The sequence below is a fragment of the Candidatus Sulfotelmatobacter sp. genome (genome assembly GCA_035504415.1).
GTDB lineage: Bacteria > Vulcanimicrobiota > Vulcanimicrobiia > Vulcanimicrobiales > Vulcanimicrobiaceae > Vulcanimicrobium.
Genome location: DATJRY010000013.1, coordinates 136747 through 160915, shown reverse-complemented (window position 1 = coordinate 160915; position 24169 = coordinate 136747). Strand labels below are relative to the sequence as shown.

The 24169-nt window shown below is 71.9% G+C and carries 24 protein-coding genes; 14 read left to right on the top strand and 10 right to left on the bottom strand.

Annotated elements, in window-relative coordinates; translation table 11 throughout:
• Positions 1-4: 4 nt before the first annotated feature.
• Entirely contained in the window at positions 5-1351 is a 1347-nt protein-coding gene (gene mnmE / locus VMD91_11985) for a tRNA uridine-5-carboxymethylaminomethyl(34) synthesis GTPase MnmE (protein HTW84782.1), read from the top strand.
• 62 nt (positions 1352-1413) lie between these two features.
• A complete protein-coding gene (gene ada, locus VMD91_11980; protein ID HTW84781.1) occupies positions 1414-2457 on the top strand; it encodes a bifunctional DNA-binding transcriptional regulator/O6-methylguanine-DNA methyltransferase Ada in 1044 nt (347 codons plus the stop codon).
• On the opposite strand, the gene VMD91_11975 is transcribed toward ada, so the two are convergent.
• Positions 2454-2849 (bottom strand): ATP-binding protein, encoded by a 396-nt coding sequence (locus VMD91_11975; GenBank protein ID HTW84780.1) that lies wholly within the window; start codon positions 2847-2849, stop codon positions 2454-2456. The genes ada and VMD91_11975 overlap by 4 nt on opposite strands.
• Positions 2850-2928: 79 nt before the next feature.
• On the opposite strand from VMD91_11975, the gene mnmG reads away from it, so the two are divergent.
• The 9 genes from mnmG to VMD91_11930 all read left to right on the top strand — a co-directional run bounded on the left by mnmG (position 2929) and on the right by VMD91_11930 (position 11224).
• The gene (gene mnmG, locus VMD91_11970) at positions 2929-4788 is read left to right on the top strand and encodes a tRNA uridine-5-carboxymethylaminomethyl(34) synthesis enzyme MnmG (protein ID HTW84779.1); all 1860 of its coding nucleotides are present in this window, start codon (positions 2929-2931) and stop codon (positions 4786-4788) included.
• Positions 4785-5474 (top strand): RsmG family class I SAM-dependent methyltransferase, encoded by a 690-nt coding sequence (locus VMD91_11965; GenBank protein ID HTW84778.1) that lies wholly within the window; start codon positions 4785-4787, stop codon positions 5472-5474. Before mnmG ends, VMD91_11965 begins: the two co-directional genes overlap by 4 nt.
• A gap of 41 nt (positions 5475-5515) precedes the next feature.
• The gene (locus VMD91_11960) at positions 5516-5824 is read left to right on the top strand and encodes a hypothetical protein (protein ID HTW84777.1); all 309 of its coding nucleotides are present in this window, start codon (positions 5516-5518) and stop codon (positions 5822-5824) included.
• Positions 5825-5919: 95 nt separating this feature from the next.
• Entirely contained in the window at positions 5920-7326 is a 1407-nt protein-coding gene (locus tag VMD91_11955) for an HD domain-containing protein (protein ID HTW84776.1), read from the top strand.
• A gap of 9 nt (positions 7327-7335) precedes the next feature.
• Positions 7336-8148 carry an AAA family ATPase gene (locus VMD91_11950; GenBank protein HTW84775.1) on the top strand — a complete coding sequence of 271 codons (813 nt, stop codon included), beginning with the start codon at positions 7336-7338 and terminating at the stop codon, positions 8146-8148.
• Positions 8145-9014: a ParB/RepB/Spo0J family partition protein gene (locus VMD91_11945; GenBank protein ID HTW84774.1), complete on the top strand. Its 870-nt coding sequence runs from the start codon at positions 8145-8147 to the stop codon at positions 9012-9014. The genes VMD91_11950 and VMD91_11945 overlap by 4 nt, the downstream gene beginning before the upstream one ends.
• A complete protein-coding gene (locus VMD91_11940; protein ID HTW84773.1) occupies positions 9011-9832 on the top strand; it encodes a hypothetical protein in 822 nt (273 codons plus the stop codon). The genes VMD91_11945 and VMD91_11940 overlap by 4 nt, the downstream gene beginning before the upstream one ends.
• Position 9833: 1 nt before the next feature.
• The gene (locus VMD91_11935) at positions 9834-10457 is read left to right on the top strand and encodes a thiamine phosphate synthase (GenBank protein HTW84772.1); all 624 of its coding nucleotides are present in this window, start codon (positions 9834-9836) and stop codon (positions 10455-10457) included.
• Positions 10454-11224 (top strand): PfkB family carbohydrate kinase, encoded by a 771-nt coding sequence (locus tag VMD91_11930; protein HTW84771.1) that lies wholly within the window; start codon positions 10454-10456, stop codon positions 11222-11224. The genes VMD91_11935 and VMD91_11930 overlap by 4 nt, the downstream gene beginning before the upstream one ends.
• Positions 11225-11279: 55 nt before the next feature.
• Here VMD91_11930 and VMD91_11925 read toward each other — a convergent pair whose 3' ends face one another.
• The 4 genes from VMD91_11925 to VMD91_11910 form a co-directional block, all read right to left on the bottom strand.
• On the bottom strand, positions 11280-11615 hold the full coding sequence (locus VMD91_11925) for a zinc-ribbon domain containing protein (GenBank protein HTW84770.1): 336 nt from the start codon (positions 11613-11615) through the stop codon (positions 11280-11282).
• Between the two features lie 186 nt (positions 11616-11801).
• Positions 11802-12119: a GNAT family protein gene (locus VMD91_11920; GenBank protein ID HTW84769.1), complete on the bottom strand. Its 318-nt coding sequence runs from the start codon at positions 12117-12119 to the stop codon at positions 11802-11804.
• Positions 12120-12124: 5 nt separating this feature from the next.
• Positions 12125-12427, bottom strand: a complete 303-nt coding sequence (locus tag VMD91_11915; GenBank protein ID HTW84768.1) for a hypothetical protein — start codon at positions 12425-12427, stop codon at positions 12125-12127.
• A 47-nt stretch (positions 12428-12474) separates the two neighbouring features.
• Positions 12475-13674: a pyridoxal phosphate-dependent aminotransferase gene (locus tag VMD91_11910; protein ID HTW84767.1), complete on the bottom strand. Its 1200-nt coding sequence runs from the start codon at positions 13672-13674 to the stop codon at positions 12475-12477.
• Positions 13675-13834: 160 nt separating this feature from the next.
• On the opposite strand from VMD91_11910, the gene VMD91_11905 reads away from it, so the two are divergent.
• From VMD91_11905 to VMD91_11895, 3 genes are read left to right on the top strand one after another with little or no spacing between them, the layout of a single operon-like run.
• Positions 13835-17179 carry a hypothetical protein gene (locus VMD91_11905; GenBank protein HTW84766.1) on the top strand — a complete coding sequence of 1115 codons (3345 nt, stop codon included), beginning with the start codon at positions 13835-13837 and terminating at the stop codon, positions 17177-17179.
• Positions 17179-17850 (top strand): HEAT repeat domain-containing protein, encoded by a 672-nt coding sequence (locus tag VMD91_11900; protein HTW84765.1) that lies wholly within the window; start codon positions 17179-17181, stop codon positions 17848-17850. The genes VMD91_11905 and VMD91_11900 overlap by 1 nt, the downstream gene beginning before the upstream one ends.
• Positions 17851-17869: 19 nt before the next feature.
• On the top strand, positions 17870-19060 hold the full coding sequence (locus VMD91_11895; GenBank protein HTW84764.1) for an alcohol dehydrogenase catalytic domain-containing protein: 1191 nt from the start codon (positions 17870-17872) through the stop codon (positions 19058-19060).
• A 186-nt stretch (positions 19061-19246) separates the two neighbouring features.
• On the opposite strand, the gene mrdA is transcribed toward VMD91_11895, so the two are convergent.
• The 5 genes from mrdA to VMD91_11870 are packed head-to-tail and all read right to left on the bottom strand — an operon-like array spanning position 19247 to position 24143.
• Complete coding sequence (mrdA, locus tag VMD91_11890) at positions 19247-21112, bottom strand: penicillin-binding protein 2 (protein HTW84763.1); 1866 nt, start codon at positions 21110-21112, stop codon at positions 19247-19249.
• Positions 21109-21657: a rod shape-determining protein MreD gene (gene mreD, locus VMD91_11885; protein HTW84762.1), complete on the bottom strand. Its 549-nt coding sequence runs from the start codon at positions 21655-21657 to the stop codon at positions 21109-21111. Before mreD ends, mrdA begins: the two co-directional genes overlap by 4 nt.
• On the bottom strand, positions 21620-22453 hold the full coding sequence (mreC, locus tag VMD91_11880; protein ID HTW84761.1) for a rod shape-determining protein MreC: 834 nt from the start codon (positions 22451-22453) through the stop codon (positions 21620-21622). The genes mreD and mreC overlap by 38 nt, the downstream gene beginning before the upstream one ends.
• Complete coding sequence (locus tag VMD91_11875; GenBank protein ID HTW84760.1) at positions 22405-23493, bottom strand: rod shape-determining protein; 1089 nt, start codon at positions 23491-23493, stop codon at positions 22405-22407. Before VMD91_11875 ends, mreC begins: the two co-directional genes overlap by 49 nt.
• Entirely contained in the window at positions 23490-24143 is a 654-nt protein-coding gene (locus VMD91_11870; protein HTW84759.1) for a nucleoside triphosphate pyrophosphatase, read from the bottom strand. Before VMD91_11870 ends, VMD91_11875 begins: the two co-directional genes overlap by 4 nt.
• Positions 24144-24169 lie beyond the last annotated feature (26 nt).

Here is a 24169-nt window from a genome sequence, read left to right as displayed (position 1 = left end):
CTCGATGGAGACGATCGCGGCGATCGCCACCCCGCCGGGCCGCGGCGCGATCGCGATCGTCCGTTGCAGCGGCCCGGAGGCCCGGGCCATCGCCGCGCGCGTCTTCCGCAGCGCGCAGGCGCTGCGCGACCGGGTCGCCACCTACGGCGAGATCCTCGACGCCCAGGGCGCGGTGCTCGACCGGGGCCTGGCGATCGCCATGGACGCGCCGCGCACGGTCACCGGCGAGGACGTCCTCGAGCTGCACGTGCACGGCAGCCCGCTGATCGCCGGCGAGACGCTGCGCGCGTGCCTCCACGCCGGCGCGCGGCCGGCCGGACCGGGTGAGTTCACCCGGCGCGCCTTCGTCCACGGCAAGCTCGACCTGAGCGCCGCGGAGGCGGTCGCCGACGTCATCGCGGCCGAGTCGCGGGCGGCCGCGCGCGCTGCGCACGCCAACCTGGCGGGCGGGCTGCGGGCGGCGGTCGAGGCGGTCGGCGCGCCGCTCACGGCGATCCTCGAGCAATTGGCCGGTGCGATCGACTATCCCGACGAGGTTCCCGAGCCCGCGCGCGCCGCGGTCGCCGACGCCGTCGGCGCTGCGCAGGCCGCGCTGGCGGGACTGGTCACCGACTGGGAACGCGGCCGCCTGGTGCGCGAGGGACTCTCGCTGGCAATCGTCGGGCCGCCGAACGCCGGCAAGTCCTCGTTGCTCAACGGGCTGCTGGGCGAGGATCGGGCGATCGTCTCGGACGTCCCCGGGACGACCCGCGACGTGATCGAGGAGCGTTTCACGATCGACGGCGTCGCGGTCCGGGTGCTCGACACGGCGGGTCTGCGCCGGACCGCCGACCCGCTCGAGCGGATCGGGATCGACCGGACCGAGCGGGCGCTGGCCGGCGCGGCGCTGGCCCTGGTGGTCGTCGACGGCTCGCGTCCGCTCGACGCCGACAGCCGGGCCGTGCTGACGAGCACCCGCGAGCGGCCGCGCGTCGTGCTGTTCAACAAGAGCGACCTGGGCGACGCCGGCTTTCGCGAACGGGATCCGGCCGAGACCGACGCGCTGCACGGCTCGGTGCAGGACCCGGCCGGCTTGGCCGCCGTGCGCGCAGCGATCGCGGCCGCCGGCTGGCGCGGCGAGCTGCTGGACCTGAGCCGGCCGCATCTGGCCTCGGCCCGGCAGGCCGACGCCGTCGCGCGCGCGGCCGAGGCGTTGGCGCTGGCCGCGGCGACCGTGGCGGCCGGCGAACCGCTCGACCTGGCCGCACCGGACGTGGCCGCGGCGGTCGCCGCGCTGGCCGAGCTGACGGGCGCCGCCGCGACCGAGGCCCTGCTCGACGGGATCTTCGCCCGCTTCTGCATCGGCAAGTAGCCGATGCGCGCGCAAGGCGCGGGACGCGCCGGCGCAGCCCCGCGGCGTAGCATCGGGTCGTGATGACGCAGACCGTGGAACCGATCGACGAGCGCCGCTGGGAGCACATCGTGAACCGCAAGCGCGACGAACGCTTCCGGTTCGGGGTGACGACGACGCACATCTACTGCCGCAGCGGGTGCCCCGCGCGCACGCCGCGGCGCGAGCACGTCGTCGCCTTCGACGACGCCGGCGCCGCCCGGCGGGCGGGCTTTCGCGCGTGCAAACGCTGCGAGCCCGACACGCAGCCGGACGCGGCGCGCGCGCGGGCGATCGCACGCGCATGCGCGCTGCTCGACGCGGCCGAGCCGCCGCCGCTCGATGCGATCGCGCAGCACGTCGGCCTGAGCCGCTTTCATTTTCAGCGCGTGTTCCGGCAGATCGTCGGTGTCACGCCCGGCGAGTACCGGCGCGCGCGCCGCGCCGAGCGGCTGCGAGCCGAGCTCGGAGCCGGGTCGCGCGTCACCGACGCGCTGCTGGACGCCGGTTTCGGTTCGCCCAGCCGCGCGTACGACGACGATGCGCTGGGCATGACGCCCTCGACGTTTCGCGCCGGCGGCAAAGGCCAACGGATCGCGTACGCGAGCGCGCCCTGCGCGCTGGGCACGGTGCTCGTCGCGACCACGCCGCGCGGCGTGTGCGCGATCGAGCTGGGCGACGACGCGCGCGCGCTCGAAGCCGAGCTGCGCAAGCGTTTTCCGCACGCCGAGCTACACGCGGCGCCGGCCGACGTTCGCGACGCGCTGGCGGCGGTGGTGCGCGCCGTCGATCGACCGGACCACGAGCTGACGCTGCCGCTCGACGTGCGCGGCACCGCGTTTCAACGCCGCGTCTGGCGCGCGCTGCGCGCGCTGCGTAGCGGCGAGACGACGACGTACGCCGCGCTGGCGGCCGCACTGGGCGAGCCGCACAACGCGCGCGCCGTCGCGGCCGCCTGCGCGGCGAATCCGGTCGCGCTGGCGGTGCCGTGTCATCGCGTGGTCGGCAGCGACCGTGCGTTGCGCGGGTATCGCTGGGGGCTCGAGCGCAAGCGTGCGCTGCTGGCGCGCGAAGCGAACGTGCGCTAGCGCGCCGCGTGCAGTGGGATCCGCGCGGTGACGGTGCAGTGCCGCGGCGGCGTGCACGCGATCAACAGGTCGCACCCGAACGCGGCCAGCAAGGCGAGGCCGCGTCCGCGCTCGGCGTCCTGCAGAAAGGCGGCCGTCGGGAAGCTTCGTTCGAACGCGGCGCCCTCGTTGGTGACGGCGAGGACGACCGACTCCGGGCAGGTGCGCAGCGCGACGTCGACGGTCGAGCCCCGGCCGTGCTCCATCGCGTTCGCGACCAGCTCCCCGGTCGCGAGCTCGCCGAGCGCGACCAAGTCGGCGTCGACGCCGGCGCAGGTGAGCGCCTTGCGCACGCCGCGCCGTGCGATTGCGACCTCGTCGAGCCTCGCCTCGAGGCGCCAGCGCTCCTCCACCGTCCCGAGTTGCCCGTCGGCCAGGTCGGACTAACTCGCGCGGGCGCCGGTTGTGAACGCATGCTACGATGATGCGCGCGTGACGAAACGACCGGACGGCGCCGACGCCGCAGTGATCGTGGTCGGCGGCGGCCATGCCGGCCTCGAAGCCGCCCTGGCTGCCGCACGCCTGGGCGCGCCGACGCTGCTGGTGACCGGCGACCCGGCGCGCGTGTGCACGCTGGCCTGCAACCCGTCGATCGGCGGCAGCGCCAAGGGGCAGCTGGTGCGCGAGATCGACGCGCTCGGCGGGGCGATGGCGCGCATCACCGATCGCGTCTCGCTGCACGCGCGCTTCCTCAACGAATCGAAGGGACCGTCGGTGCGTGCGCTGCGCGCGCTGGCCGACAAGCCGGCGTACGTGCGCGAGGCGCGGGCCGAGGTCGAGCGGCAGCCGAACCTCCAACTGGTGGCGGGGATGGCCGAAGAGCTCGACGTCGTCGCCGGCGCGGTGCGCGGCGTCGTACTGGCCGACGGTCGCACGCTGCGCGCGCCGAACGTCGTGCTCGCGACGGGGACGTTCCTGGGGGGCAAGACGTTCCGCGGCGACGAGGTCCGCAGCGAAGGCCGTTTCGGCGAAGCGCCCGCGCTCGGGCTCTCCGGCGCATTGGCCCGGCTGGGCTTTCCGCTCGCGCGACTCAAGACCGGGACGCCGCCGCGCGTCGATCGCGCGACGCTGGATCTGCAGGCGATGCGCGTGCAGGCGCCCAGCGCGGTGCCGCTGCCGTTCTCGCACCGGAGCGCGGCGGCGTTCGCCGGGCCGCAGTTGCCGTGCTGGATCGTCGACACCAACGAGCGCACCCATGCGTTGGTGCGCGAGAACTTGCATCGCTCGCCGCTCTACGGCCTCGATCTGATCCGCGGGATCGGACCGCGCTACTGCCCTTCGATCGAAGACAAGGTCGTCAAGTTCGCCCACAATCCGTCGCACCAGGTCTTCGTCGAGCCCGAAGGCTGGGACGAGCCGACCTTCTATGTCGGCGGCTTCTCGACGTCCCTCCCGGCTGAGGTGCAGCTGGCGCTGCTGCGCACGCTGCCGGGGTTCGCCGAGGTCGTCATGCTGCGGGCCGGTTATGCCGTCGAGTACGACTACGTCAGCCCGACCGAGCTCGATCCGAGCCTCGAGACACGCCGCGTCGCCGGCCTGTTCCACTGCGGCCAGCTCAACGGGACCAGCGGCTACGAGGAGGCGGCGGCCCAGGGCCTGATCGCCGGCGCGAACGCGGCCCTGCGCGCGCACGGGCGCCCGCCGCTGCGGCTGGGCCGCGAGACCTCGTACGTGGGGGTGCTGATCGACGACCTGGTCACCCGCGGGGTCGACGAGCCCTACCGGATGCTGACCTCGCGGGCGGAGCACCGGGTGGTGCTGCGGCACGACAACGCCGACCAGCGCCTGACGCCGCTCGCGCATGCGGTCGGCTTGGTCGACGCGGCGGACTGGGAGGCGTTCCGCGCCCGCCGCGACGCCATCGTGACGGGCCGGCAGGCCGCCGAGGCGACCCGGCTGGGCACCGTCACCATTGGCAGGACAACCCTTTTGCCCGGCGCCACGTTGGCCGACGCGCTGCGGCGCCCGGACCTCGACTATCCGGACGTGGCCGACCGCTTCCCGACCCCGCTGTCGCCGCCGATCGGCGAGCGGGTCGCGATCGAGATCAAGATGGACGGCTACGTGCGCCGTCAGCAGGCGACGATCGAGCGGGCCGCTCGCGACGAGGCCGTCGTCGTTCCGGGCGACCTCGACTACGGCGCGGTCCGGGCGCTCTCGCGCGAAGGGCGCGAAAAGCTCAGCCGCACCCGGCCGCGCACGCTCGGCGCCGCCGGCCGCATCCCGGGGATCACGCCGGCCGACCTGGCCTTGCTCAGCGTCCACCTGCACCGGCACGCCAGCCCGGCATGACGCCGCTGCCGGACGGGGCGGCGCTGGCCTCGTTGTCGGTCGCCGGTGTCGAACCCCGGCTGGCAGAGCGGCTGGCCGTCTACGCCGCGCTCGTGCTGGCGGCGAGCCGGCGCATGAACCTGACCGGCGCGCGCGAGGGGAGCGCCTTCGCCGAGCACATCCTCGACGCGCTGAGGCTGGCCGGCGACGTCGTCGGCCCGCTGGTCGACGTCGGTTCCGGGAACGGGTTGCCCGGGATCCCGCTGGCGATTGCGACCGGCGCGCGCATGACGCTGATCGAGCCGATCGCCAAGCGAGCGGCGTTCTTGCGGGAAGCCCTGGCCACGCTCGGTCTCACCGGCGAGGTGGTGGCCGAACGCGCCGAGGAAGCGGCCCGCTGGCCCGACCTGCGCGAGGTGTTCCGTACCGCCACGGCCCGGGCCGTGTCGAGCGCGCCGGCGGTCGCGGAGCTGACGGTGCCCTTCCTCGCGATCGGCGGACGCGCGCTGTTGCAACGCGGCAGCCTCGAACCGCGCGAGCGCAACGCCGTCGCCGACGCGGCACTGGTGCTGGGCGCGGAGCTGGTCGAGGAACGGATCCTCGGCGGCGAGCGCCGGGTGCTGGTGCTCGAGAAGCGGGCGCCGACCGGCCCGCGCTTCCCGCGCCGCAACGGCGTCCCCGCGAAGCGACCGCTCTGCCTCGACTGAACGGCGCGAAACACCGGCAACCCGAGCGGCGTACAGGGGGCATGCCGCAGACGCCAGCTCCTTCCGCTCCGGCCGCCGTCGCGCTCGATGGGGTCGTCGGCGAGACCCATGAGGCCGTGGCTGGGGTGTTCGGGGCGACCAGCGGCACCCTCGACCAGGTCTTCGACTGCACGCGCGGCGCGCTGGCGGGGACGCCGAGCGCGGCCCAGGTCGACCACATCTTTGCCTCGGCCCAGGCCGCCGTCGACTCGGCCTTCCACGCCGCGCAGACCGCGCTCGACGATGTGCGCACCGCCGCGGTCGCGGCCCTCGACGAGGCCCACGCCTCCGCCCGCAAAGCAGTCCACTAGCAAGCAGCAGTTTCACGTTAAACAAAGCTCTGTAGGACAGAGCAAAGTTTCCCGTGGAACTTTCGCCCGGTTGGCGACGAGCGGTACAATGGGCGGTGCCCGTGCGCCATCCGATCGACGACGTCTTGGTCTCCGTGCTGCCCGCCGACGCCGTCTACGCGGTCGGCGGTCGCGTGCGCGACGAGCTGCGCGCGCAGCTCGACGGGGTCGAGCGGCCGCCGAAGGACCTCGACTACGTCGTCACCGGCCTCTCGCTCGACGAGCTGTTGGAGCGCCTGCGCTCGGTCGGCAGGGTCGACGTCGTCGGGGCCTCGTTCTCGGTCCTCAAGTTCCGGCACTCCGCCGGCGAGGCCGATGTGGCGCTGCCGCGCCGGGAGCGGTCGACCGGTCCCGGGCACACCGACTTCGCGGTCGAGGCGGGCCCGGAGATTCCGCTCGAGGACGACCTGCGTCGTCGCGACTTCCGCATGAACATGATCGCCCGGCGGCTGTCGGACGACGCCCGGATCGACCCCTACGGCGGGATCGAGGACATCCGAGCCGGCCGGATCGACATCGTCGAGGAGGCGGCCTTCGTCGAGGACCCGTTGCGGATGCTGCGCGCCGCGCAGTTCGCGGCCCGCTTCGGGTATGTCCTCACGCCGCGCACGGAGGCGGCGATCGGTGCCGCGGCGGCGCTCCTCGACACGGTCTCCGCCGAGCGCATCGGCGAGGAGATCGCCAAGCTGATGACCGCTCCGCGCCCGTCGGTCGGCCTAGAGATCCTGCGCACGACGGGGCTCCTGGGGCGCCTGTGGCCGGAGCTGCTCGAGGGCGTCGGGGTCGACCAGAACGAGTGGCACGCCTACGACGTCTACCGCCACAACCTGGCCACCCTGGACGCGGCTCCGCCGGGCGATCTGACGCTGCGGCTCGCGGCGCTGCTGCACGACGTGGGCAAGCCGCGGGCCGCCGCGCCGCGCCCCGATGGGCGCGGGAACACCTTCTACCGCCACGAGCACATCGGCGCGGACCTGGTCCGGCCGATGCTGGCGCGCCTGCGCTTGCCGAACGACACGATCGACACCGTCGCGCACCTGGTGCGGCAGCACATGTACGCCGCCGATCCGGACGCCGTCGACCGGACGCTGCGGCGCTTCATCCGGCGCATCGGGATCGAGCACCTCGGGCGCCTGTTCGCGCTACGCTGGGCCGACATCGCCGGCTCGGGGATGCCCAAGCGCGAGGACGACAACGAGCGCTTCGAGGCTCGCATCGGGGCCGTCATCGCCGAGCGGCCACCGCTGCAGATCGCGGATCTGGCGATCTCGGGGAGCGACGTGATCGACTTGTTCGTACGCAAAGGGCTGGCGCCGCCGGGGTTCCGCGGCGACCCGCGGGTGGGAGAGGTGCTGCGCGCGCTTTTCGAGGAGGTCACCGATGACCCGTCTCGGAACGAGGCGGGCCTGCTCGCCGAGCGCGCGTCGCACTATGCCGACGAACGCTTCTCGGTATCCGGATAGGTCGGTTCGTTGTCCGCGGTAGTTCCCACGACGGCGCGCGTCATCGCGATCGTCAACCAAAAAGGCGGGGTCGGCAAATCGACCACCGCCGTCAATCTCGGTGCGTCGCTGGCGCTGATGGGGCGCCGGGTCCTCGTCGTCGACATCGACCCGCAGGGCAATACCACGACGGGATTCGGTGTCGACAAGCGGGCGGTCGAGCGCGACGTGTACAGCGTGCTGTTACAGCACGCTGCGATCACCGAGGTCGTGCATCCGACCGAGATCGAGAACCTCGGCATCGTCCCCGCGACGCTCAATCTGGCCGGCGCCGAGATCGAGCTGGTCGCCACGCAGCAACGCGAGACCCGCCTCAAGGCCGCGCTCGAAACCGTGCTCTCTACCTACGACGTCGTCCTGATCGACTGCCCGCCCTCGCTCGGGCTGCTGACGGTCAACGCGCTGACGGCGGCCAGTGAGGTCATCATCCCGGTTCAAGCCGAGTACTACGCGCTCGAAGGGCTCAGCCAGCTGATCGCGATCGTGCGCCGGGTGAAGGAAGGCCTCAACCCCGACCTGATCATCAGCGGCGTGCTCATCACGATGTTCGACGGCCGCACCAAGCTGGCGACCGAAGTGCTCGAGGAGGTCAACCGCTACTTCCCCGACCGCGTCTTCCAGACCCAAATCCCGCGCAACATCCGCCTCTCGGAGGCGCCCTCGTACGGCAAGCCGGCGATCCTGTTCGACGTCAAGAGCCGGGGCGCGCAGGCGTACCTCGCGTTGGCGCGCGAGCTGGCCACCCCGGGCCGCGACGTCCCGGTCGGCGGGGACGCGGAGTGACCGCTCGCCGCGGGCTGGGTCGCGGGTTGGGCGCGCTGCTGGGCGAGGGCGGGACGGCCGACGTCACCGCCGCGGCGCCCAAGCGCGACCTACCGCAGATCCCCGTCGCCAAGATCCGCCCCAACCCGCGCCAGCCGCGCCAGACGTTCGACCCCGGCGCCCTGGCCGAGCTGCGCGACTCGATCGCGACCTTCGGCGTGCTGGTCCCGCTCATCGTGCGCGTGCACGGCGAGGGTTACGAGCTGATCGCCGGCGAGCGCCGCTGGCGCGCCGCGCAGGCCGCCGGCTTGGAGACGGTCCCCGCCTTGGTGCGCGCCGCCGACGACCGCGAGTCGCTCGAGGTCGCGATCATCGAGAACCTGCAGCGCGAGAACCTCGATCCGCTCGAGGAGGCGATGGGCTTCGCGCACCTGATGGAAGCGCACGACTTCACCCAAGAGCAGGTCGCGCAGCGGATGGGCCGCAGCCGGCCCGCGATCGCCAACGCGCTGCGGCTGCTCTCGCTGCCCGACAGCGTGAAGGCGCTAGTGCGCGAACGCAAACTGAGCGCCGGGCACGCGCGCGCGATTCTCGCGCTGCCGGCCGAACGGCGCGAAGGCGTCGCGCGCCGCGCCGTCGCGGACGAGCTCTCGGTGCGCGCGCTCGAGCGGCTGGCGCAGCAGGACGCGCCGGCGCGCGCGCGGCCGAGCACCAAGCCCGCGGCGCCGCGTGACGCCGACGCCGAAAACGTGGTCGAACGCTTGCGCTACAAGTACGCGACCCAGGTACGGCTGCTCACGCAGGAGCGCGGCGGCACGATCGAGCTGCGGTACGCCGACGCCGACGACTTGCTGCGCATCGTCGACCTGCTGTTGGGCGAGGCGTGACGGGGCGGGCGGCGCGTGCGACGAGCGCGCTGCTCGCGCTCGTGACGCTGGCCGCCGCGCCGTTGCCGGCGTACGTGCCCGCTCCGCGCGACGCGATGACCGCGACCGTGCGGCGGTACCTGGGCGCGCTGCGCGCGCAGCGCTACGGTGCCGCCTTCGCGCTGCTCGACGATCGCGAGCGCGCGTACTTCGGCGCGGCGAGCGCATATCGCAGCGTCTACCTCGCCGATGCGTTCCGGCTCGAGCGGGCGCAGCTGCTCGGCGCCCGCGGCAACGCCCATGCGCGCGTGTATTTCGTGCGCGAGCGCGTCGCGTTTCTCGATCACGCCAGCGATGCGCGCCGCGAGGCCGAGGTGACCGTTCCGTTGGGCGCGACGCAGGACCGCGGCGTCGCGCGGATCGACGATCCCGGCAAACCGTATCGCGCCTACGCGACCGACGCGCGCGCCGGCGAGGACGGCGTGCAAGTGGCGGTCAAGAAGCTCGACTTCTACCCCGATCGCGTCGACGTCGTGCTGACGTTCGTCAACCGCGGCAGCGGCTTCGTCACGCTGTTGCCGTACGGGCGCAGCGTGCTGCGGGACGATCGCGGCGGCATCTACCATCCGTTGGCGAACCGCGATTGGACCGTGACCGATCACCAGCTGTTCGAAGGCGTGCCGCTGGCGCCCCGCGCGCGCTACACCGGCTCCATGGCGTTCACCGCGCCCCGTTTCGCCGAACCGTTGCGCGCCTGGCAGCTCACGTTGGCGCCGGCGCTGCGCGCAGGCGCCGACGCGCCGTTCGCGCTGACGGTGGCGATCGCGCGGCCGCACTGAGATGGACCATCGGCACGCGCTACGCGCCCGTCTGCACGGCATCTACGCGCTGGTCGATCCGGCGTCGGCCGAGCCGATCGCGTTCATCGAAGCGCTGTTGCGCGGCGGCATCCGGCTGATCCAGATCCGCGCCAAGGACGGCATCGACGGCACGACCCTGGTCGCACTGGTCGATCGGGTGCGCGCGGCGGGCGGCATCGCGATCCTCAACGACGACGTCGGGCTGGCGCGGTTGGCCGACGGCGTTCACCTGGGTCAGGAAGACGCGGCGCAATACGATCTGGCCGAGCTGCGCACGGCGCTGGGGCCGCGCCAGATCATCGGGCTCTCGTGCGGCACGCCGCAAGAAGCGGCGCGGGTCGATCCGGCGCTGATCGACTACGTCGGCGTCGGGCCGGTGTTCGCGACCGGCTCGAAGCACGACGCCGGGCTGCCGATCGGGATCTCGGGGACGCGTGCCGTGGTGGCCGCCAGTCCGGTGCCGTGCGCGGCGATCGGCGGCATCGGGCCGGCGACGATCGAGCGCGCACGCGAGACCGGCGCAGCCATGGCCGCCGTCCTCTCGGCGCTGACGGTCGCGGATCCGGCAGCCGCGGCCCGCGCGCTCGTCGCGCGCTGGGGATGAGCGCGCCCGTCGTCGCGACCATCGGAACCACCCACCCGCTGGGCTTCGCGGGCCTGACCCACGCGCTGCTGGTGCTCGCCGCCGAGGGCGTGCGGCCCGTCTGCGTCGTCGCCGGGGTCAGCGCGCAGGATGCCGCCGGGGTCCTGGCGCGCGCGGACGTCGCGGCGAGCGCGATCGAGGCGCAGTTCGCGGCGTTGCATGCCGCCGGCGTCGGCGCGTTTCACGTCGGCGCGCTGCTCTCGGCCGACGCGGTGCGCGCGGTCGCGCGCGGCGTACGCGGCTTTCCGGGCGTGCCGGTGGTGGTCGATCCGGTCGCCGCCGCGACCGGCGGCGGAGTGCTGGCCGACGCGCCGGCGCGCGCGGCGCTGCGCGCCGAGCTGGTGCCGTTGGCCGACGTGCTGACCCCGAACCTCGACGAAGCCGGGAGTTTGCTCGACCGTCCGGTCACGGACCTCGCCTCGATGCGCGAGGCGGCGCGCGCGTTGCACGCGCTCGGCGCGCGCGCCGTGTTGGTCAAGGGCGGGCATTTGGCCGGCGAGCCGGTCGACGTGCTGGCCGTGGACGGCGCGCTGCGCGAGCTGCATGCCGCGCGGCTGCCCGGAACGCTCCGCGGGACGGGCGATCTGCTGGCCGCTGCGACCGCGGCCGCGCTGGCGCGCGGCGCGTGCGTGCGCGACGCCGTCGAGCACGGACGCGCGCAGGTGCGGGCGGCGCTCGCGCGCGCGGAGCCGTTCGCGGGGACGTTCGTGCGCCGGCTCGCGCCGTGAAACGAACAGGACCGCCACGGATGGGCGGTCCTGCGCAGCCGATGCGGCTGGGTGGTTAGCGGTACGAGCGCTGCGACTGGAAGCAGTCGCGGCAGTAGACCGGCTTGTCGCCACGGGGCTGGAACGGCACCTCGGCCTGCTGCCCGCAGCTGCTGCACGTCACCGAGTACATCTCGCGCGCGCCGCCGTATTCGCGGCCGCCACCGCCGCTACCGCCATAGCCACCGCCGCCGCCCGAGCTCGCGCGCGCGTTCTTGCGCGCGGTACGGCAGTCGGGACACCGGTTCGGCTTGTTCTGAAAGCCCTTCGTGGCGAAGAACTGTTGTTCGCCGGCGCTGAAAACGAACGCCGCACCACAGTCGGTGCAGGTCAGCTGTTCATCGGTATACACGCGAGAAGACTCCTAGGGGTTGTTGCCTGGTTTCGACTCGCTACAGTGACCTACAGGTGGTGATGCCACGGAGACGGGACCGCGCGGGGATCGAGAACCGGTCGACTATGCGTGGATACTACCACGAGCCCACCACCCACGCAACCGATGCCCGCCGACCGACCGGTAGGGGCTGCGCGGGGCGGCTCAGCGCGTTGCGCGCGAACGATCCGCTGCGAGCAATCCGTACGCGCACAGGTCGTGATACCGTCCGTCGTCGTCGCGAAAACCGTCGCGCCAGACGCCTTCGAGCACGAAGCCGGCCTTCTCGCACAGCTGCCGTGACGCGGCGTTGTGGGCGACGACCTCGGCGTACAGCTTGTGCGCACCGTGCTCATCGAACGCGCGCGCGATCATGCGCTGCAACGCATACGCGACCACGTATCCGCGCGCGTGTGCCAGCCCGTGCAGCGCGACGACGAACGCCGCGTCAGCAGCAGTACGCGGGCGATCGGTGAACGGCACGCGGCTCAGTCGTCGCGTTTGGGGCCGCGACGTCGCAGCGCGCGACCGAGGTCCTCAAAGCCCGCACGCATCTCCGCGGTCAGCGCGTCGAACCGCCGGTCGATGGTGTCGAAGCGCTCGTCGGTGCGGTCGAAGCCGCGCTCGACCCGCATCTCGAGTGACGCGACCCGAGTCTCGAGCGACCCGACCCGAGTCTCGAGCGACCCGAGGCGCCGATCGATTCCGTCGATCCGGTTGGATTGGAGATCGCTCGCCTCTCGGATGGTGAGGACGAGCGCATAGACGTCGGCGGTCGTGGTCTTCGGCATCAGGCTGATGCTCGGCACGGCAATGTTGCGGCGGCGTTGCGGTGGGATTACTGGCGATAGTTCGGGAGGTGCTCGCGGAGCTGCGCGAGCGCCCAGGTGATGTCGTCGACCGAGGCGGCGTACGAGAAGCGCAGATAGCCTTTGCCGGCGGGGCCGAAGCTCGAACCGCCCAGGCACGCGACGCCGGCGTGCTGCAACAGCCAGGCCGCCAGGTGTTTGTCGTCGGTCGTGATCTGCGAGACGTTGGGGAAGGCGTAGAACGCGCCTTCGGGGATCGTGCAGCTCACGCCGGGCAGCGCGTTCAAACCGCCGACGATCGCGTCGCGCCGCTGGCGGAAGATCGCGTTCATGCGCTGCACCGGCGCATCGTCGCCGGTCAGCGCGGCGATCCCGGCGCGCTGTACGAAGGTCGCGACGCACGAGAAGGTGTTGTTGTTGAAGAGCGTGATCATGCGCGCGATCGGCTCGGGCGCGATCGCGTAACCCAGCCGCCAGCCCGTCATCGCGTAGGCCTTCGAGAAGCCGTCGACGATGACGGTGCGGTCCTGCATCCCGGGGATCTGCGTGATCGAGACGAACGGCGCGTCGTAGATGTTGCGCGAGTAGATCTCGTCGGCGATGACCAGGAAATCGTGCCGGTGCGCCAGCTCCGCGATCGCCTCGAGGTCCTCGCGCGTGAGCACGCCGCCGGTCGGATTGTGCGGCGAGTTGATGACCAGGGCTTTCGTCTTGGGCCCGACCTTGGCGGCCAGCTCGTCGAGGTCGAGCCGCCAATTGCGCGACTCGAGCAGGTGGATCGGGATCGCGTTGGCTTCGAGGTAGCCGGCCGCGGAGGCGTAGGCGGGATACGAGGGGCTGGTGTAGACCAGCTCGTCGCCCGGGTCGAGCAGCGCCGAGAGCAGGTTCCAGATGATCGGCTTCGCGCCGGCCCCGACCACGACGTGCTCCGGTGTGAACGGCGTCACGAGTCCGCGAAAGCGCGTGGCGTAGTCGGCGATCGTCTCGCGCAGCTCCATGATGCCGGCGGAGGGGCTGTAGTGGCTATAGTTCTCTTCGATCGCCTGGATACCGGCGCGCTTGACGTGCTCGGGCGTGTCGAAGTCCGGCTCGCCGATCTCCATGTGCACGACGCGGCGGCCCTGGGCCTCGAGCGCTTTGGCGCGGGCGAGGACCTCGAAGGCGCTCTCGCTCCCGAGACGGGAGACCGCCTCGCAGAGGAAGTCGGCGTGATGGGCGATCGTCGTCATGGAAACCTACTACAAGCGAGGGCGGCGGCACAGGACCGCCGAACGGGGGCGCAGGATGCGAACCCTGACGGACGTTTTCGGCCCGGGTGCGCCGTCGCTCCCCGAAGGGCTACGAACGCTGGTCGTTTCTCCCGATCGTATGGTCGAACCTGGAACGACCGTGCGCGCGACCTTCGCGTTCTACAACTATGGCGGGGCGCCGGCGACCGGCCTGCGCGTACGCTTCAACCTCCCTGACGGATTGCGTTACGTCGCCGGCAGCGCGAAGGTCGACGATCGGCCGCTCGACGACGTGCGCGGCGAGACCGCGTTGCTGGTTCCCAGCGGCGTCGACGTCGGCGAGGTCCCGCCCGGCGTCGAGCGGCGCATCGCGCTGGCGTACGCCGTCGCGCCGACGATCGAGAACGGCGCCGTGTTGGCGCTGCAGGCGGCACTGGTTGCCAACGAGACCGACGTCATCGGCTCGAACGTGGTGCGGCTGCGCGTGCAGAGCGCGCCGATCCTCCAGAACCCCGACACCTTCACCGTGCTCGAGCCGGTACGCGTCGCCGAGCCCGGCGAAGACGTCCACATCGTCGCGCGCGTTCACAACAGCGGCCACGCGACCGCGCACGACGTCGTCATCGTCCTGCCGGTCCCCGAGCGCACGAGCTACGTCCCCGGCAGCACCCGCGTCGACGGCCGCGAAGCGGCGCTCGACGAGCGCGCCGGCGAGCCGTTCGGCTTGGGCAACGCGACGGTCGCGACGCCGGCGCTGGCGCCCGGTGCGACAGTGGTCGTCGAGTATCGCGCGCGCATCGACTCGCCGCTCGACGACAACACGCGGCTGGTGCTCAGCGGCGCCGTCGCGTCGAGCGAGACCGCCGAGTTCGAGCTGGCGCGCGCCGAGCTGACCGTCCGCAGCGCGAGCCGCTTCGACACCGACGCGACGCGCCTGGTGCTCGACGCGCCCAGCGAGGTCGAGCCCGGCCGGCGCGTGCGCGTCGCGCTGATCGCTGAGAACGCCGGCACCTGCGCGGCGGACGACGTGCGCATCCGTTTGACGCTGCCCGAAGGGCTGCGCTACGCGCCCGGTTCGCGTGCGCTCGACGGGCGCTCCGTCGGCGAGACCGATACGCCCGGCGCGTTCGTCTTTCCGCGCGTCGAAGCGGGGCGCCGCATCGAAGCCGCGATCGACGCGTACGTCGTCTCGCCGGCCGCCGACGGCACGCCGTTGCCGGTCACCGCGCAGCTGCAGTGGTCGGGCGGCGCGCGTCCGTTCGAGCGGACGCTGATCGTCCGCTCCGCGCCGCGTTTCCTCGATGCGCGCAACGTGCTGGTCCTCGAAGGCCCGGCGCAGGTCGTCCCCGGCGGCGAGGTGCGCGCCAGCATCCGCATCGCCAACGACGGCACCGCGCAGGCGACCGGTGTGCGCATCGCGATCGACACCGATCCGTCGGTGCAGTCGCTGCGCTACGCCGACGAAGGCGGCGAGGCACGCGTGCAAGCGACGGGCATCGACGTCGGCACGCTCGCGCCGGGCGCCTCGCGCACGTTCACGCTGCTGGGCACGGTCGCCTCGCCGATCGCCGACCGGCTCCCGATTCGACTGCGCGCGCGGCTGGAGAGCGAACAGACACCGGCGATCGCGCTCGGTCAGATCGACCTGGTCGTGCGCTCGCGCCCGCGCTTCGCGCCCACCAGCTCGTCGATCGTGTATCCGGCCGGCGACGCGCTGCGGCCCAGCGGCCACGGCGACCTGCAGATCGTGCTCGTCAACGAGGGGACCGACGCCGCGCGCGACGTGCGGCTGGCGCTCGAGATCGCCGGCGACGCGCGCATCGAGTCGATCGACGGGGCGACCCGCGTCGGCACGACCCTGCTGTTCGGCGACGTCGGCCCGGGCGCGCGCGCCGAAGCGACGCTGCGCCTGCGGCTCGCCCCGCTGGTGCCGCGCGGCACGACGATCACCGTCAGCGGCCGCGTCGAAGCGGTCGGCCTGCTCCCGCTGGCGCTGGCGCCGGTCACGATCGCGACCATCGCGGAGCCGCGCTTCGACGAGGGCGCGCAGCTGCGCACGCAGCCGGCCGATACCGTCGACGCCGGCGAACCGCTGTACGTGCGGCTGACCGTCCGCAACACCGGTGACGGCGCCGCCAGCCGGCTGACCATCCGCGGCATGGTCCCCAACCAGACCGCCTACCTGCCCGGCTCGACCGCGATCAACGAGGTGCCGCTGCTGGACGTCGACGGCGGCTCGGTGCTGTGGTCGAAGACGGGCCTGGTCCTCGAGGACGTCGATCCGGGCACCGAAGTCGTCGTGCGCTACGCCGCCATCGTCAACACGCCGTTGCCGGCCGGCACGCTGATCGACCCGCACGTCGAGCTGGCGTGGGACGGCGGCGGCGCCCTGAGCTTGACCGCGCCCGCCGTGCGCGTGCGCTCGACGCCCGCGTTCGCCGTGCGTGCGACCGGCCTGCCGTTCTCGGTCGCGGGGGTGGCCCCGCGCACGGCCGACGTCATCCGCGACGTCACCGAACAGCGCCGCGCCGCCGAGATTCCGCCCCCACCGCCGCGCGCGGCGCTGCCGCCGGCCCCACCGCCGCCGTCCGCGCCGCCCGCCCCCGAGCGCGCGGCCTACCGCAGCCCCGACGACGCGATCGACGCGCGCTTCACCGACGCGCACGCGGAGCCGGCGATCGCCGTCGCGCCGCCGCCGGCGGCGACGGCCGACGACGCGCCGCCCGCGATCGAGATCGTGCCGGCCCCCGCCTTCACCGCGGTCGAGGTCGCCGTGGTGGCCGAGGAGGTCGCCCCCGCCGCAGCCGCGGCGCCGGCCGTCGCGCCCGCTTCCATCGCGACCGTGCCGGGCGTGCGCCTGACGTTCACCCGCGAGAGCCTCGAACGCGCGCTGGGCTTTCTCGACCAATCGGACTACGGCGGCCTGGTCACGCACCTGTTCGCGATTCGCACCCTGCTCCCGAGCGCGTTCGTCGGCGTCAACGGCGCGGTGCCCGCCAAGCTCGCCGCCGCCCGCGATGCGCTGCGCGGGGTCGTCGACCGCCTGTTCATCAAGATGCGCATGCCGCGCTACGCGCTGACCGCGAAGGACCTCGAAGACCGCGCCAGCCGCACCACGCTCGTCGAGCTGATCGACGCGCTCCACGACGCGCATCCCGCGGCCGACGAAGGCCCGGGCGACGCCGCGATCGTGCTCGACGGCCCGATCGCGCTCGACCGCATCACCGCCGACCTCGCGACGCTCGAGAACGATCCGCTCGGCAGTCCACGGCCCTGGCTCGTGCTGGCCGAACTGCTCCCCTCGCGGATGGTCGCGCCGACCGGCGACGACGCCGTCGGCGTCTACCGCAACGCGCTGATCGCGACGTTCACCAACGTCGCCGCGCTGCCGAGCGAAGAGTTCCATCGCGTCCTGGCCGGCGCGCAGAACGCCACCCTCGACGCCGCGTTGCGCGACGTACGGACCGCGCTGCGCGCCGCGCTCGAAGCAACGCCGACGACGTAGTGCCCATACCCGCGCCGATGCTGGCCTTCGAGGGCTTCGGTGAGTTCGCATTCGCCGGAATCCTGCTGGCCGTGATCGGCGTCGGCTTCTTGGCGCTGCAGTACCTGATCCCGCACGACTACACGCTGCGTCTGCCGGCGTTCCGCCGCGCGCAGCCGGCAGCGCCGACCGCGAGCGCCGAACCCGAAACGACCGGCCCCGTCATCGCCACCACCCGCGCGATCACCTGGCCCTCGCTCATCGGCGCCGACGTCGAGGTGCTCTCCAACGACGAGCGCCGGCGCGTCCTCGAAGGCTTTGGCATCGTCGGCGACGCGTGGAGCGCGTCGGTGCTGGCCAAAGCGTTCGACGAAGAGACCGACGACCTGCGCGTCGTCGCCATCGAATCGCTCGCCAACTGCGAGGGCCCGATCGTGTTGCCGACTCTCGAGCGCGCGTACGCATCGTACGCCGTTCCCGAACGGTACGCGGCGATCGACGGCGCCTCGCGCCGCGGCGACGTCGCCTTGCTCGAACGCGCCCTGCGCGACACCGACGGCACCGTCGCGCTGGCCGCCGCCTTCGGCCTGCAGCAAGCCCATCGCGAAGACCTCATCGACCGCGGCCTGACCGACCGCGACGACGCGCGCGCCAACGAAATCCGGCGGGTGCTCCCCATGCTCGCCGGCTAGCGGGTATGATGATGGCGCCATGCAAGCAGTTGCGCTCGAGGGCGTTCGCACGCTCGCGATCCACGACATCGACGAACCGTCGCTCAAACGTCCCACGGATGTCGTCCTCCGGCTGACGTCGACCGCGATCTGCGGCACCGACCTGCACATCTACGAAGGCCGCCTGGGCGGCGGCAAACCGCTGATCATCGGCCACGAGCCCCTCGGCGTGGTCGAAGCGGTCGGCGACGCCGTCGTCAACGTGCGCGCGGGCGATCGCGTCGTCGTGCCAACCCACATCTGCTGCGGCTTCTGCGCCAACTGCGTGCACGGTTTCTCGGGCTTGTGCCTGACGACCAACCCCGGCGCCGCCGGCGCCGCCTATGGCTACCCGAACATGGGCGGCTACACCGGCGCGCAAACACAGAAGCTGCTCGTTCCCTTCGCCGACGAGAACTGTCTGCGACTTCCCGGCGAACCCCTCGACGCCTGGGAACACGACTTCGTCCTGCTGGCGGATGCGCTGCCCACCGCCTACCACGCCACCGAGCTCGCCCACGTCCAGTCGGGCGACGTCGTCGTCATCTACGGCGCGGGCGCCATCGGCCTGCTCAGCGCGATGTGCGCCTTCTACCGCGGCGCGATCCAAGTCTTCGTCGCCGACGCCGTCCCCGAACGCCTCACCAAAGCCGGCGAGCTCGGCGCCATTCCGATCGACTTGCGCGAAGGCGACGCCGTCGATCGCATCCTGAGCGAAATCTCGAAGAAGAAGTCCGGCGTCGCCTGGCGCGGCGAAAACGCCAACCTCGGCGCCGACGTCTGCATCGACGCCATCGGCTTCCAAGCCCGCGACCCCAAGAATTGGAGCCAAGAGCATCCGACCACCGTCATCGACGACCTCGCGCAACTCCTCAAGCCCGCCGGCCGCCTGAGCATCATCGGCGTGTTCACCGACAACGACCCCGACTCGCCCGGCGACGAGAACGCGAAACACGGCCGCTACCCGATCCCATGGGGCACGCTGTTCCGCAAAGGCATCATCATCGGCACCGGCCGCGACCACGACAAGCGCTATCACGACCACCTCCGCGACGCGATCGTCTACGGCAAACTCAAGCCAAGCACGATCGTCTCCCACCGCCTGCCGCTAAAAGACGCGCCGGACGCCTTCGTAAAATTCGACGCCCGCGCGGACGGCTATACAAAGATCATCTTGGATCCGACCTCGTAAAGCGCGGTCCGCAATCTCGTCAGCTGGTGGTGCGCAGTACGCCGGCGGGGCCTCGCGGAATCGCGGAGGCCCGGAGGGCCGGGAGCGATGGAGCGCGGAGCGACCGAAGCGCAGGAAGCGCGTAGGGAGCGTCCCCGCCGGCGTACTGCGCACCACCAGCCGCCACGCCAACGGAAGCGCTAAACGCTAAATCGGCGGAATCTTGATATGGTAATACCCGGCAATGACATGCTGCGCAATCGGCGCCGCAACGTTCGCCCCATAGCCGCCCGATTTTTCCATGTACACCGCCATGACGAACTTGGGATGACTCGAGGGCGCCCAAGCGACGAACCACGTCGTGTTGGCGCCTTTGCCGCCGCCGGTTTCGGCGGTGCCGGTTTTGCCGGAGAACGGCATACCGGGGATAGCGAGGCCGTAGGCAGTGCCCCACGGCTGGGTGACCTGCGACATGCCGGCGCGCACTTCGCGCAGCGATTCCTGGGTGACCGGGACCTTGCGGATGATCTCGTGATCGAAGGTGCGCAGCACGTGTCCGCGCGGTGAGCGGATCTCCTCGACGATGTGCGGACGGTAGAGCGTGCCGCCGTTGACGACGGTGGCGGCGACGTCGGCGATTTGCAGCGGCGTCGCTTGCATCGCGCCTTGGCCGATGGCGAGTTGGCACGCGTCGCTTTTTTCGAGATGGTAGCCTTTGCCGAAGGTGGCTTCCATCCAGGCTTCGGTCGGCCAGTTGCCGGGGTACTCGCCGGGCAGATCGATCCCCAGCCGCGAGCCGAGACCGTACTGGGTGGCCCAATAGCGCAGACGATCGTTGCCCAGGCGATAGCCGACTTGGTAGAAGTAGCCGTCGGACGAAGCCGCCAGCGCTTTCTCGAAGCCGACGTTGCCCAATCCGCCGGCGGCCAGGTCGCGGAAGACGTTGCCGTAGCAATTCCAGTAGCCGGTGTCGTAGAGGATCTGATGCGGCTTGATGACGCCGCTGCTGATCGCGCCCGAGCCGGTGACCATCTTGAAGGTCGAGCCGGTCGGTGAGGCGGCGCCGATGGCGCGGTCGTAGAGCGGGTTGAGCTTGTCGCGCAGCAGCGCGTTGTAGGTTTTGGGATCGATCGGCGTGGCGAAGGCGTTGGGGTTGAACTCGGGCATCGACGCCATCGCGAGGACGGCGCCGGTGTAGGGGTCGAGCACGACGACCGCGCCAGCGAGCCGCTCGTGGCGCAGGGCGCCCCACTTTTTGAGCTCGGCGCGCAGATTGTCTTCGACCAGCGTTTGCAGGCGCCAATCGATGGTGGTGACCAGCGTGTCGCCCGGGATGGGATCGAGCGGTTTGAGGCGGCGCACGAGGGCACCCGACGCGTTGACTTCGATCTGGCCGCCGCCGGCGCGGCCGTGCAGCCAGGTGTCGTAGGCGCGCTCGAGACCGTCCTTGCCGACGACGTCGTTGGGCGAGTAGCCGTCGCGCTTGCGCTGCGCGTACTCCTCTTCGTCGATGACGCCGACGTAGCCGAACAGGTGCGCGCCCTCTTTGCCGTACGGATAGTTGCGCACCGGCTGCTCTTCCATGTCGACGCCTTGCAGGTCGTTCTGCGCTTCCGCCAGGCGCGCCATCTGCGCGGGCGTGAGGTCGTCGGCGAGGATCACCGGCCCGTTGGGTTCGCCGACTTGGATCTGGTCGAAGCTGGTGTAGTTGATGTCGTGGTGGTGGAAGAGGCGATGGCGCAGCGTGTCTTCGGGGATCCCGAGCACGCCGGCGAGCGCGCGCAGCGTGCCGTCGACGTTGGTGACCTGCGAGGGGATCAGGGCGCAGACGAACGAGGGCCGCGAGCGGACCAGCACCTTGCCGGTACGATCGACGATCAGGCCACGCGGCGCGGCGACCGGAACGACCTCGATTTGGTTGGCGCGCGCCTTGTCGGCGTAGACCTCGCCTTGCAGCAGTTGGACTTGGACCAAGCGCACGATCAGCGCGATCAGCGCGAGAACGAGCACCAGCACGAAGGCGACCACGCGCGGGAACGCGCGCTCGCCGGCGGGGAGCGTGCCGCTGCTCACGGGTACCTCTCGACGGTGGTCTTGTCGTGGACGAAGCGGCCGCGCAGCGTGAGCCAGACGAAGGCGACCAGTGCCGTCAGCAGCGCGCGCCACAGCGCGGTGTGCACGTGCTGCACGGCGTAGCCGGCCGGATAGCCGACCGCGCGCTGGAAGATCCAGTACATGACGTCGCGCACGAACGAGGCGCCGCCGCACAACACCGCGGGCGCGACGACGCCGTCGGCGAACATGCGGCGCGAGAAGCCGCCGACGAGCAGCGCGACCAGCGTCGTCGAGAGCGTCCAGCCGCCGGCGCCGCCGGTGAAGACGTCTTCGAGCACGCCGGCCGGGATCGCGAGCGCGGCACCGCGGCGCGCGCCGGCACGCACCGCGAACAGCACGACCGCGATGGTGACCAGCGAGGGCACCGCTTGGCGGAAGGCCAGCAGCGGGATCAGCGTCGTCTGCAGCAGCGCGAGCAGTGAGGTCCAGCCGAGGGCCGGCCAATAGGCCGGCCCGACGGCGATCTCAACGCTGCGATACGTCGTGCGGGAGAACGAGGACACGGGAGAGTGCGGTGAGGTTCACGGCGGGTTGGACGACGGCGGTCTGGTCGAGCGCGCCGGCGGGGACGGGATCGAGCTCGCGGATGCGGCCGATCAGCACGCCGGCGTGGAACGAGCGGCCTTCGCCGGTGACGACGCGGTCGCCGACGCGCAGCTTGGCGTCCTGCGAGATGTACTGCAGCTTGACGTGCGTCGCGGTGCCCACGGCGATCGACCACCAGCGCCCGCGCTGCACGACCGCCGGCAGCTTCGAGGTGGGGTCCGTCACCAGCAGCACCTTCGACGAGAGCGGGTCGACCTCGACGACGCGGCCGACGACGCCGTCCCCGGTCATGACGCCGTCGTCGCGCTGCACGCCGTCCTTGCCGCCGCGATCGATCGTCAGCGCCTGCAGCGTCGCCTCGGGATCGTAGCCGATCACCGTCGCGGCGATGCCGTTCGGATGCGCGAGCCGGGCGGTGGCGAGATCGTCGGCGGCCGGAACGCGGGCCAGCTCTTCTTGCAGCTCGTCGTTGCGTGCGCGCAGCGAGACGTTCTCCGCGCGCAGCCGAGCGTTGTCGGCCGCGAGCCCGGGCGTGTGCACGGCCGTCTGCCAGCCGTTGCGCACGCCGTCAGCGACGGCGGAGAGGGCGAGCTGCAGGTACGTGCTGATCGAGGTGACGGTGATGGTGAGCGGTGAGGGACGTCCGGCGCGAGCGAAGTCGAGTTGCAGCAGTGCGATCAGCGCGGCGACGATGATCGCTCCGATTACCGCGAATAGCTTTCTCTCATCCCGATACGTAAAGATTGGTACCACCTCGTCAACCGGTCGGCGTGCGGCCGCAGCCGTTCGAGCAAACCGGGCGACGCGAGGATCTCGCCGGCTCCGCGTGCGACGCAGCCGAGCGGATCATCCGCGACCGTCGTCGGCACGTTCGTGCGTGCGCCGATCTCGCCTGCGAGGCCGGGGATCAGCGCGCCGCCGCCGGTCAGCACGATGCCGACTTCGAGCAGCTCGCCCGCCAAGTCCGGCGGCGTCGCTTCCAGGATCGACCAAGCGGCGCGGGCGATCTTGTCGATGCCGTCCCGCATCGCTTCGCCGATCAGCGACTCGTCGACGAACCGTTTGCCCGGGCGCAGCCCGGCCAGATCGGTTCCGGCGGCGATGGCCGGCTCGCGGCCGGGCGCGCGCCCGGCGTAGCCGCGTTCGATCTTGAGGCGCTCAGCCGTCAGCGGTCCGATCCCGAAGTACTCGGCGCGCAGCCGCGCCGCGATCGCGGCGTCCAGCGTGTCGCCGCCGATCTTGAGGGAGTGCATCGCGACGACGCCGCTCAGGGTGAGGACCGCGATCTCGGTCGTGCCGCCGCCGATGTCGATGACCATCGAGGGGCGCGTCCCCGTGATGTCGAGGCCGGCCCCGACCGCGGCGGCGACCGCCTGCGGCACGAAGGTCGTGGTGCGCGGACCGGCGGCGCGGATCGCTTCCTCGACGGCCTTGCACTCGATGTCGGTCGCACAGCCCGGCACGCAGGCGATCACGCGCGGCGCCAGCCGCGAACGCGAGCTGAGCGCCCGGTCGACCAGCGTCTTGACCAACGCGTGGGCGCCGCGGAAGTCGGAGATGGTCCCGCCGCGCAGCGGCCGCACGACCCGAACCCGCCCGGGGGCCCGGCCGTCGAGCTCCTTGGCGGCTTGGCCGATGGCGAGGATCGTGTCGTCGCTGGTCCGGTACGCGACCACCGACGGCTCGCTCACGAGGATCCCCTCGTCGTGCGAGTAGACAACGGTGTTCGCCGTCCCGAGATCGATGCCGATGTCGGGACTGAAGGTCGCCCGGAACGTTCCCAGCAGACTCATGCGTGGACCTCGGGATGGACCGCCGGTGCGGCGGGGGGCAGTAGACGATATCCGATGCGGGGCAGGGCGGCGGCGAAAGCAGCGAGTGGGAAGCCCACCACGGTGAAGTAGTCGCCGTCGATCCGCTCCACCAGGGTCGCCGCGAAACCTTGGATGCCGTACGCGCCGGCTTTGTCCAGACCGTCGCCGCTCGCGGCGTACGCGGCGACCGTCTCCTCATTTGTATCGGCAAACTTTACACGCGTCGACAGGACTTCCACCAAGGACCTGTTCGAGGCGTCGTCGCGGAGCGCGAAGGCCGTGTGCACGACGTGCCAGCGGCCCACCAAACGCCTGAGCATCCCGCGCGCCTCGGCGACGTCGCTGGGCTTACCGAGCGCTTCCCCGTCCAGGTCGACGACGGTGTCGGCGGCGACGATCAGGTGGTCGGACGCTGCCGCGCCGCGCGCCTTGCCGGCGGCATGACGCAGCGCGAGCTCGCGCGGGTCGAGATCCGGCAACGGCGTCTCCACGTACGAGCTGGAGACGACGCTGACGCGCAGCCCGAGCGATCCGAGCAACTGGCGGCGACGAGGCGACGCGCTAGCCAGAGCGACCGCGTCGAGAGGCGTGACGTGTGCGATGTTCTCAGTGTACGTACGCGCGCGCACGAGCACAACATCTCCGCGTCGATCTG

Excerpts from the sequence above, each read along its gene's own strand:
- VMD91_11930 (HTW84771.1), top strand. The coding sequence starts at position 10,454 with ATGAGCGCGCCCGTCGTCGCGACCATCGGAACCACCCACCCGCTGGGC.
- VMD91_11935 (HTW84772.1), top strand. The coding sequence starts at position 9,834 with ATGGACCATCGGCACGCGCTACGCGCCCGTCTGCACGGCATCTACGCG.
- VMD91_11875 (HTW84760.1), bottom strand. The coding sequence starts at position 23,493 with ATGAGTCTGCTGGGAACGTTCCGGGCGACCTTCAGTCCCGACATCGGC.
- VMD91_11965 (HTW84778.1), top strand. The coding sequence starts at position 4,785 with ATGACGCCGCTGCCGGACGGGGCGGCGCTGGCCTCGTTGTCGGTCGCC.
- VMD91_11960 (HTW84777.1), top strand. The coding sequence starts at position 5,516 with ATGCCGCAGACGCCAGCTCCTTCCGCTCCGGCCGCCGTCGCGCTCGAT.
- VMD91_11915 (HTW84768.1), bottom strand. The coding sequence starts at position 12,427 with ATGCCGAAGACCACGACCGCCGACGTCTATGCGCTCGTCCTCACCATC.
- ada (HTW84781.1), top strand. The coding sequence starts at position 1,414 with ATGACGCAGACCGTGGAACCGATCGACGAGCGCCGCTGGGAGCACATC.
- mnmE (HTW84782.1), top strand. The coding sequence starts at position 5 with ATGGAGACGATCGCGGCGATCGCCACCCCGCCGGGCCGCGGCGCGATC.
- VMD91_11895 (HTW84764.1), top strand. The coding sequence starts at position 17,870 with ATGCAAGCAGTTGCGCTCGAGGGCGTTCGCACGCTCGCGATCCACGAC.
- VMD91_11910 (HTW84767.1), bottom strand. The coding sequence starts at position 13,674 with ATGACGACGATCGCCCATCACGCCGACTTCCTCTGCGAGGCGGTCTCC.